Source organism: Aestuariivirga sp. (assembly GCF_044239095.1).
Taxonomy (GTDB): domain Bacteria; phylum Pseudomonadota; class Alphaproteobacteria; order Rhizobiales; family Aestuariivirgaceae; genus Aestuariivirga.
Window position 1 is genome coordinate 1 of the sequence record NZ_JBIICB010000172.1, and the last position, 9,238, is coordinate 9,238.

Annotated in this window: 7 protein-coding genes and 2 pseudogenes; 8 read left to right on the top strand and 1 reads right to left on the bottom strand. The window is 60.9% G+C overall.

Annotated elements, in window-relative coordinates; translation table 11 throughout:
• Positions 1-263: 263 nt before the first annotated feature.
• The 7 genes and pseudogenes from ACILRA_RS14905 to ACILRA_RS14935 form a co-directional block, all read left to right on the top strand.
• Positions 264-464, top strand: coding sequence for a hypothetical protein (locus ACILRA_RS14905; protein WP_395662876.1), 201 nt, complete (start codon positions 264-266; stop codon positions 462-464).
• A gap of 117 nt (positions 465-581) precedes the next feature.
• On the top strand, positions 582-935 hold the full coding sequence (locus ACILRA_RS14910; RefSeq protein WP_395662877.1) for a hypothetical protein: 354 nt from the start codon (positions 582-584) through the stop codon (positions 933-935).
• A 181-nt stretch (positions 936-1,116) separates the two neighbouring features.
• Positions 1,117-2,112, top strand: a complete 996-nt coding sequence (gene rhaS / locus ACILRA_RS14915) for a rhamnose ABC transporter substrate-binding protein (RefSeq protein WP_395662882.1) — start codon at positions 1,117-1,119, stop codon at positions 2,110-2,112.
• Complete coding sequence (locus ACILRA_RS14920; RefSeq protein WP_395662878.1) at positions 2,112-3,644, top strand: sugar ABC transporter ATP-binding protein; 1,533 nt, start codon at positions 2,112-2,114, stop codon at positions 3,642-3,644. The genes rhaS and ACILRA_RS14920 overlap by 1 nt, the downstream gene beginning before the upstream one ends.
• Entirely contained in the window at positions 3,641-4,633 is a 993-nt protein-coding gene (locus tag ACILRA_RS14925) for an ABC transporter permease (protein ID WP_395662879.1), read from the top strand. Before ACILRA_RS14920 ends, ACILRA_RS14925 begins: the two co-directional genes overlap by 4 nt.
• Positions 4,630-5,634: an ABC transporter permease gene (locus tag ACILRA_RS14930; RefSeq protein ID WP_395662880.1), complete on the top strand. Its 1,005-nt coding sequence runs from the start codon at positions 4,630-4,632 to the stop codon at positions 5,632-5,634. Before ACILRA_RS14925 ends, ACILRA_RS14930 begins: the two co-directional genes overlap by 4 nt.
• 220 nt (positions 5,635-5,854) lie before the next feature.
• Positions 5,855-6,059: pseudogene (locus ACILRA_RS14935) on the top strand (IS481 family transposase); the annotation flags it as partial.
• Here the strand turns inward: ACILRA_RS14935 and ACILRA_RS14940 are convergent.
• A pseudogene (locus tag ACILRA_RS14940) lies at positions 6,038-6,501 on the bottom strand (IS481 family transposase); the annotation flags it as partial. The pseudogenes ACILRA_RS14935 and ACILRA_RS14940 sit on opposite strands and share 22 nt — an antisense overlap.
• A gap of 73 nt (positions 6,502-6,574) precedes the next feature.
• On the opposite strand from ACILRA_RS14940, the gene ACILRA_RS14945 reads away from it, so the two are divergent.
• A complete protein-coding gene (locus ACILRA_RS14945) occupies positions 6,575-8,713 on the top strand; it encodes an OFA family MFS transporter (RefSeq protein ID WP_395662881.1) in 2,139 nt (712 codons plus the stop codon).
• Positions 8,714-9,238 lie beyond the last annotated feature (525 nt).

Below are 9,238 nucleotides of genomic sequence, written 5' to 3' on the forward strand. Positions count from 1 at the left end.
GCGGCTCATCCCCTCCAACACCGCCGCCAGAGAAAGCAGCCGTCGGCTCTGATTGTTGTCCCGGGACTGCTTCGCCAACCGGCGAAGCTCACGAGCTGAAAAATCCGTCCGTAAGGGTACTGCTGATGGCATGGCGCGAATCCTCCTCGCGCCCAGTGAATTCAGAACTCCAACATCTGGGGAATCCCCCGTGAGTCAGTCACAAGAGCCCTTGGTATCAGTTGCTCGGTAATGTCCGGTTGCAGCCGGACAGTGGTAGCAGCATGATGAAGTCAAGCATCACATCTGCCGTGTCTGGCGCTCTTCTCCTCATCGCCTTGAGCACAGCTGTTGTCCGCGCCGACGAATCGTCAGTCGCCCTAAAGTCCGGCGATGGTCCAGGCGTCGTGGTGGGCAACTGTGTGGCCTGCCACAGCCTCGACGTCATCCCGATGAACTCGCCGATCCAGGACGAGAAGGACTGAACAGAGACCGTGGGCAAGATGGTGCATGTCATGGGCGCATGCATCCCCCAGAATAAACAGATGCAGATCATCACCTCTCTCGACGAACTACAATAAGTGAGCGGGCGCAGCGGTGGCATGCCGCTAAACGGCGATCTGAAACAGCTTGGGGGGACATTTTCGCCGTGCCGTGCAGACCACACTGAACTACTGGCTGTTCGCACTTGCGGAACAGTCCATGCCCAAGCCCGGCCTGCAACGGGTCGGGAGCGGGAAGGGGCTGCGATCGAACTCGGGGTGTGGGCGCTTGCCCCGCAGCAGTTTGGAACCTTCGTGGCCGCAATTCCGCCGCCCCTCGGGATCGGTACGATCCTCCTTGCCGATGAAACGTCACCCAAGGGCTTCCTGGCCGAATCAGTTGGCCTCGAAGGGGCCGCCGCTATCTCGGCCTTGGTCGGTGGGAGGGCCTATGCCGGGAGCGTCACCCGATGAGGACGGTTTCACGGCTCCAAACGGCATTGTGCTGCATTGAGGCTTGACTTGCCGCTTCCTGCCGACGTTAACATTGGTACCGACTGACTGATCGGTCTCAACTGCCCGGCAACGGGCGGATAAAGCAGCACTTGTTCCAAATTTGGGAGGCCCCACCATGAAGACCACACGCAGACATACCCTGAAACTGATGTCAGCATCCGCCGTCGCCGCGGCGGCGGGCACCGGCTTCTTCGCCGGTATCGCCCATGCTGAAGGCAAGCGCATTGCCATGGTCGTGAAGAACCTCGGCAACAGCTATTTCGACGCCTGCGCCAAGGGCGCGACCGAAGCGGCGACTGAAGTCGGTGGCTTCGAGATCATCTACACCGCGCCGACCAAGGCCACCGCGGAAGAGCAGATTGCCGTCATCGACGCGCTGATCGCCCAGAAGGTCGACGGCATCATCGTGTCGTCCAATGACGCCGATGCACTGATCCCGGTCGGCAAGAAGGCGATGGACCGCGGCATCAAGGTCATCAGCTTCGACTCCGCCATCGGCGATGGCGGCCGCATCATGCATCTCGATGCCTCCTCGACTCCGCTCATCGGCGCCAAGCAGGTGCAGATGATCGCCAAGACTCTCGGCGGCAAGGGCGAGGTCGCCATTCTCTCCGCCGCTTCTACCATGACCAACCAGAATTCCTGGATCGAGGCCATGAAGGAAGAGTGGAAGAAGCCCGAGTACAGCGAGATGCCGCTGGTTGCTACCGTCTATGGCGATGACCAGGACGACAAGAGCTACCGCGAGATGGAAGGCCTCGTGAAGGCCTATCCCAACCTGCGTGGCGTGATTTCGCCCACCACCATCGGCATCCGCGCCGGTGCCAAGGCGATCATCGACGGCGGCCTCATCGGCAAGGTCTATATCACGGGCCTTGGCCTTCCCTCCGAGATGAAGGATGCGGTTCTCAAGGGCGCTTGCGACTCCTTCGCCATCTGGAACCCGGTGGACTACGGCTATGCCTCGACGCAGATCATGATCAACATCCTAAACGGTGCGGAAGCCGGCCCGGGATCAACGGTCAAGATGGGCCGCATGGGCGAGACCACGGTGGGCGAGAATGGCCACGCCGCGATGGGCGAGCCCTTCACCTTCGACAAGACCAATGTTGAGGAATTCGCGAAGATCTTCTGATGACGCTTTCCAACGCAAGCCCCCCGCTGCAAGGCGGGGGGCCTGTGCTTTCTCTCGAGCGTATCTCCAAGTCATTTCCCGGCGTCCGGGCGTTGCGTGATGTGTCCTTCACGCTCAACGCAGGTGAGGTGACGGCGCTGATCGGCGAGAACGGTGCAGGAAAATCCACCATCGTGAAGATCCTGACCGGCATCTATGTGCCGGACGAGGGAGAGGTGCGCGTCGGCGGCCTGCCGCGGCGCTTTTCCAGCCCGCGTGATTCCTGGGCAGCCGGCATTGCCGCCATCCATCAGGAAACGGTGATGTTCGACGAGCTGAGCGTTGCCGAGAACATTTTCATGGGCCACATGCCGGTGACGGCGGCGGGCCTCGTCGACTGGCCGCAGATGCGCCGCCGCGGGGGTGAATTGCTGAAGCGCATCGATGCCGACTTCGGGCCCGACGCGATGCTGAAGCAGCTTTCCGTGGCGCAGAAGCACATGGTTGAGATCACCCGCGCGCTCAGCCATGAGGCCGGCGTCATCATCATGGACGAGCCCACGGCGGCGCTCTCCCGCAACGAGATCGACGATCTCTTCCGCATCATCGCGCAGCTCAAGGCCGAAGGGCGCGCCGTGGTCTTCATTTCCCACAAGTTCGACGAAATCTTCCGCGTGGCCGATGCCTTCGTGTGCCTGCGGGACGGCGAGAAGGTCGGCAGCGGCAAGATCGCAGATGTGACGGAGGCGAAGCTCGTGAGCCTCATGGTCGGCCGCCCCATCGACCAGGTGTTTCCAAAGCGCGACATCGCCATCGGCGGCACCGTGCTGAAGGTCGAGGGACTTTCCAATGCCACCGAATTCGCTGACATCTCCTTCGAGCTCCGCCGCGGTGAGATCCTCGGCTTCTATGGCCTCGTCGGTGCCGGGCGCTCGGAAGCGATGCAGTGCCTGTTCGGCATGACGCCGCCATCGAAGGGGAGCATGACGCTCAACGGCCAGCCGCTTGCCATTTCCTCACCAGGTGATGCCATTGCGGCGGGAATCTCCTATGTGCCCGAGGACCGGCAGGACCAGGGCGCGGTGCTGGAACTGGGTATCCGCGAGAACGTCACGCTCGCGTCCCTCGCCTCGCATGTGAAGAACCTCTTCGTGTCGCGCTCCTCCGAACTGCATGACGTGCGCATGCTTGGAAAGCGCCTCGACGTGCGCGCCGCCAACTGGGAGCAGCGCCTGGGCGAACTGTCCGGCGGCAACCAGCAGAAGGTGGTCATCGCCAAGTGGCTGGCCGCCAAGCCGAAGGTCATCATCCTCGATGAGCCGACCAAGGGCATCGACGTCGGCTCCAAGGCCGCCGTGCATGACTTCATCGGGGAGCTGGCGGAGGAGGGACTGGCCGTCATTCTCATCAGCTCGGAACTTCCCGAGATCATGGGACTGGCCGACCGCGTGCTGGTGATGCAGGAGGGCCGCATCGCCGAAGAATTCACGCGCGGGTCGTGGTCCGCTGAAGATATTGTCGCCGCCGCGACGGGCGCACGGAAGGCCGCATGACCGCCATTCTAAAAAACCGCGAAGCAGCACTCGCTGCCATCATCCTGGCGATGGTCGCCGCGATCGGCGCCTATGCGCCGACATTCGTGTCCATCGACAATATCATTCGTGTGCTGAACGATACCTCGATCCTCGCCATGCTGGCGCTGGCCCAGATGATGGTGATCCTGACCCGCGGCATCGATCTCTCCACGGCCTCCGCGCTGGCGCTGGCAGGCATGATCTCCGCCTCGCTGGCACAGCACCAGCCGGATCTTCCCGTCATCGCATTTATCGGCCTGGCCATTCTGGTGGGCATCTTGCTGGGGCTGATCAACGGCGCGCTGATCGCGTTTGTGGGCATTCCGCCCATCGTCGTGACACTGGGCACGCTCGCCGTCTATCGCGGCATGATCGTCGTCTATGGCGGTGGCAACCAGGTCAATGCCTCCGAAATGGGCGATACGTTCCAGTCATTTCCCAAGCTGACGCTCTTCGGTTTCTCGACGCTCTTCTGGATCATGCTGGCGGTGTCGCTTGCCGTGTGGGTGTTCCTAACCATGACGCGCACGGGCAGGGGCCTCTACGCCGTCGGCGGCAATCCCGTGGCGGCGCGCTATTGCGGCATCGACCTGTCCCGCCAGCAACTCCTCGTCTACACCATTGCAGGCGCAATCTCCGGCCTCTGCGGCTATCTCTGGGTGTCGCGCTATGGCGTTGCCTATTCGGAGATTGCGTCCGGCTATGAACTCACCGTGATTGCCGCCTGCGTCATCGGCGGCGTCTCGATTGCCGGCGGTGTGGGCACGGTCGCTGGAACGCTGCTGGGTGCGCTGTTCCTCGGCGTCATCGTGAATGCGCTTCCTGTCATGCAGGTCACGCCCTTCTGGCAGATGGCGATCTCGGGTGCCGTGATCCTCGGCGCGGTTGTCGTCAATGCGCGCGCCGAAAAGCGGGGCGTGAAGCTCATCCTGCCGGAAGCGCGCCGCGCCGCGGGAGCCGCGAAATGACGGCACCTGTCCGCCAGAGTGTTGCCGATCAGGCGCCCCGCCGCCTGTCCGACTGGCTGCTGCGCTGGGAGACGATTCTTGTTGCCCTGCTTGTGGTGGTGATCATCGGCAACACGGCGATCTCGCCCTACTTCCTTGACATCTACAATCTGTCGGACGCCACCTATAATTTCTCGGAAAAGGCCATCGTCGCGCTGGCCATGGCGCTTCTCATCATCACGCGCGAGATTGACCTGTCGGTCGCGGCCATCATCGCGCTGGCGTCGCTGGCCACGGGCCTTGCGGCGGAGGCTGGTGCGCCGCTCTGGGTTTTGCTGCTGGTGGGCCCCGCCGTCGGCGTGTTGTGCGGCGCCTTCAATGGTTTCCTCGTCACCGGCATCGGACTGCCCTCCATCGTCGTCACCATCGGAACAATGTCGCTCTATCGCGGGCTGGCGCAGGTGGTGCTGGGCGATCAGGTGATCAAGCAATATCCGAAGGACTATACGGCGATCGGGCAGAGTTATCTCATCAGTTGGCCGCCTCTGCCCCATTCCTTCGTGATCTTCCTGGCGCTGGCCGTGATCTTCGCCATCGTCCTGCACATGACGGCCTTTGGCCGCAAGCTCTATGCCATCGGCAACAATCCGACCGCCGCGAAGTTCTCCGGCATCCCGGTGGAGCGCATCCGCTTCCAGCTCTTCGTGCTGACGGGCCTGCTCTCAGGGCTTGCGGCCACGCTGCTCACGGCGCGCATCGGTTCCACACGGCCCAACATCGCCCTCGGTTGGGAACTCGAGATCATCACCATGGTCATCCTCGGCGGCGTGTCGATTGCCGGCGGCTCCGGCACCATTCCGGGCGTCGTGCTTGCGGTCTTCATCTTAGGGCTCATCACCTTCGGATTGTCGCTCATCAACGTGCCAGGGATTGTCATCAGCGTCATCCTGGGCTGCCTGCTCATCGCCTCCATCGCCGCGCCCATCCTCGTGCGCCGCGTGATGAACAGGTCAAAACGCTAGTCGCATCACAAAGTGGATGCCGTCACAATCTAAGGTTATGAGATTGTCAATCCGCGACGCTCTGTGCTGGTCCGCGTTGAAGGATGACGAGAAGATATCTGGTGTTGCCTCTATGATGAATTGAACGGATGTAGAGTAGCAAGACGTTGAAAACACGAGATTACTTTACTTGATAAGATGATGGTTCGCAGCAGCGAATGCGCTGGCTGTGATCTCGCAAGAGGTTGTCCGCCACCATGAACGCGCGAGACCCGGCGAGAGTCTGCACATCGATATCAGGAAACTCGGCCGTTTCGCCGTTACAGTTCCGCACAACCGGCACGCGCCAGAACTACCGCAACCACGTCGCAATCGACGATCACTCGCGCATCGCTTTCAGCCAGATCAGGCCCGATGAAAAGGCATCGAGCGCCATCGCCTTGATGTCAGATACAGACCACCCGCCGCCGGCAGGATCAGTGATGTGCGTCCCGTTACCGGTCAGAATGGTGTTGATCTTGTATGGAACAACGTCAGCGAGATTGCGGAGGAAGTCTGCCGCGACCCGGCGCATCGCCGTGCTGTGAAGCTCAACGAACCTGAACGTCTTCTCGGTGATCTTCTCACTCCCGGCATGCGATAGACAGCGATATAAGGATGCGCGCGTCAGGTTTGGAATGGTTGCTTGCAGTGCATACAGGCAATCATCAATAAGCAGAAGAGTATGCTGGCGAAAGGCCACGATGATCGCCTCCTCTTCAACCATAAGGACCGTCGATTCGGTTTCCCTGGGTCCTGTCTGCTCGCCACCGCCTTTGGATTGATGCCGTAGCGCTTCACCAGAGCCCTCAGTCTCTCATGACGATGCGGTATCGCTCGACGGTGCATAACCTGTCCTCTATGACCGCAGAGAATAATTCCGACAGGCCAGCGCAGCCGCGAGGCAAGAATGATCTCTTTCTTGAAACTTGAACACTCGATCGCCAAGCCGGGCTACGACCGCCGCCGGGTTCTGCCCGTTGCTATGGCGCTTCACCTCTGCCTGGGGCAGGCCTATGCACTGGGTGCGCTCTATCAACCGCTGATGACGTCAACTGCTACGGATCAGACCGGCGCACCGGCTTGGATCAATCTCCACCTCAACGGCGTGTTTACGTTGGCTATGGTGATACTGGGCCTTTCCGCCGCCTTTGCCGGACCCCTTGTTGTTCGCATCGGGCCGCGCGCCACCGCGCTTCTCTCTACCTTGCTTTTCTGTTGCGGTCTTGCATTGGCCGGGATCGCCATTGAAGCAGAACAGACGTTGCTGTTTTATGCCAGTTACGGTGTGATTGCGGGCATCGGCCTGGGGATTGGCTATGTTGCACCCGTGCAGATGTTGCTGGACTGGTTCCCCGAGCGGCGTGGGCTTGCCACCGGCCTTGCTATTACCGGTTTTGGTGGCGGTGCGATGCTCGCAACGGCATTGTCATCTTTCCTTATGGAGATGTTCAGATCACTCGGCTGGAACGGTGCCGGGCAGACGCTCATCACGCTGGCGGCAGTCTACGGTGTAATCATGCTGGTGGCCTCGCTGGCAATCAGAGTGCCCGCGGGCGCCGCCTCGCGCGCAGTGCCTTCTGTCGAACCCTCCCGCGCTGTGCGTAAGCCACAGTTCTATCTGCTATGGATCATCCTTCTGATCAGTGTCGTGGCCGGCATTAACCATCTTGCCAGTGCACCAGGCATTCTCACCCTCGCCATGGGCCGCAGCGCCTCGATGGCGGAGATTTCGGGCTTCGTGGCCCTGCTCAGCGTATCCAACATGGCCGGACGTTTTCTTGCGGCCCTCGCATCTGACTACCTGGGCCGAAAGAACACTGCGGGTTTGCTGCTCATCACGGGTGCCGTCCTCTATGCAAGCACGCCGTTGATCGCTGCCCGGATGAACTTGCCCTTCACGGTACTCGAATACATGCTGATGACTGCCGTCTACGGTGGTCTCTTCGCCATCATGCCTTCTTATGTATCGGATGTGTTCGGGCCGAAATACGCCGGCTTCATCCATGGTCGCATTCTCACTGCGTGGTCGGCGGGCGCGGCCATCGCCTTCGCACTCGGGGCACTGTTCACGTCTGATCCTGCGGCCAGCGCGGCTCAACAGGTGAGCCGTTCGGAAGCCTTCTACGGTACGGCGCTGCTGTTCCTTCTGGCGCTCGCCATCAATTTCCTCATCAGGCCGGCCGTGCATCAGCCTGCGGCGGATCTGGCGAAGCCCGAGTACCCCGAGGGCGAACCGCCCGTCGATGTCTTCGCCTTGATGCGGGCGTGGTGGTTGGTAAGCCTGCTTCTGCTCACGGGTGTGCTATGGACCATCTATAAGGCCAGCGGCCTGCCGCTGGCATGGGAGATTGGCGTCACGCTGGTGCCGCTCGGACTTGGCGCCATGGTATGCGTTGCCTTCCACTTTCTTGACCGCAGCCGCTTTACAGTGCGCGGCGTCGTCGGTCCCTACTTTGCTGCGCTGGCACTGCTGTTCGGCCTGTATGCCAGCCTCATGGCGAATGAGGTTTGGCAGAAGACGACCCGCATCAATGATTTGCTCGACGCGGAAGTGAGTGCCCTTCAGAGCCTTTCCTTGATCGCAGTCAGCGTCATGCCGGGCGATCCCCGCGTGCCGCAGGCGATCCAGGCCTACGCCGACGCCCTGGTGGCGATCGACCGCATGGGCTCACCCGACCCCGGTGCGCCGTCCACCCTTCAGGAACCGCTGCAGCGCCTCTATCTCGCCGGAGCGGATGCGGAGTTCTTCAAAGGTCATTCTTCCCAGAACGCGTCGTTCATGACTGCGCTGGAAAACTTGCGCACCTCAAACCTCCAGCGCAGCAAGCTCAGAAGCCAGCCTCATGACGGCGCAAAACTCGCAAGCCTGCTGATCTTCGGTTTGCTGACCCAGATCGCCATCGCCTTCTGCCACGCCGGAAATCCGCGTGCCCTCTCCACCTCCGTCATGTTGTTCAGCGCCGGCTTCTCTGTTGCCGTGGCGGTGATGGAACTTCTCGATACAGCCATCCGCTTTGCCGATACGGCGGGGGTCATCCCCTACCTTTGGCTCAGATGATGAACCGGCCATTACCCAGCAGACAGACAAGCAGAGGCTCTACTTGCACGATACTGTGATCTTGCGTCATCCATCGTTGGGCAATGCATAAACCACTTTACCCGCGCCTTGATGGATAGGGAGAGCAGGGGCAGCTATCGGATCGTTGTGAATACGCAGAGCTGCTTGAGGCAGCGGCATCGGCACGCGCTTCCGGAAGTCACATCTGCACAACTTCGCTTTTGGCCGAAGCCGTCCCAAATCGCTTTACGCTGTTTTTCTCTGAAACTGCCATTCCACCGGAAACGGCTGCATCACCCTCGCTATCGTCAGCTCTGACGGCTGCCGTGCTGTGGCCTCCACGATCTCCAACGCAAGAAGTGTCAAGGTCGCAGTGAACTACTCTCTATGCCGAACGGCATCCATTATTGACGGCTAGAGCGGCATCCGACCTGACTGAATCTTTTGGGATTGAACTAACCCGCTGCCGCGGGAGAAGTGTGGAGCGCATTTACGGCTGAGGTTTCCTGTCTGAGGATTGTGGTT

Coding starts and splice junctions, on each gene's coding strand:
- ACILRA_RS14905 (WP_395662876.1), top strand. CDS start 264: ATGATGAAGTCAAGCATCACATCTGCCGTGTCTGGCGCTCTTCTCCTC.
- ACILRA_RS14910 (WP_395662877.1), top strand. CDS start 582: ATGCCGCTAAACGGCGATCTGAAACAGCTTGGGGGGACATTTTCGCCG.
- ACILRA_RS14920 (WP_395662878.1), top strand. CDS start 2,112: ATGACGCTTTCCAACGCAAGCCCCCCGCTGCAAGGCGGGGGGCCTGTG.
- ACILRA_RS14925 (WP_395662879.1), top strand. CDS start 3,641: ATGACCGCCATTCTAAAAAACCGCGAAGCAGCACTCGCTGCCATCATC.
- ACILRA_RS14930 (WP_395662880.1), top strand. CDS start 4,630: ATGACGGCACCTGTCCGCCAGAGTGTTGCCGATCAGGCGCCCCGCCGC.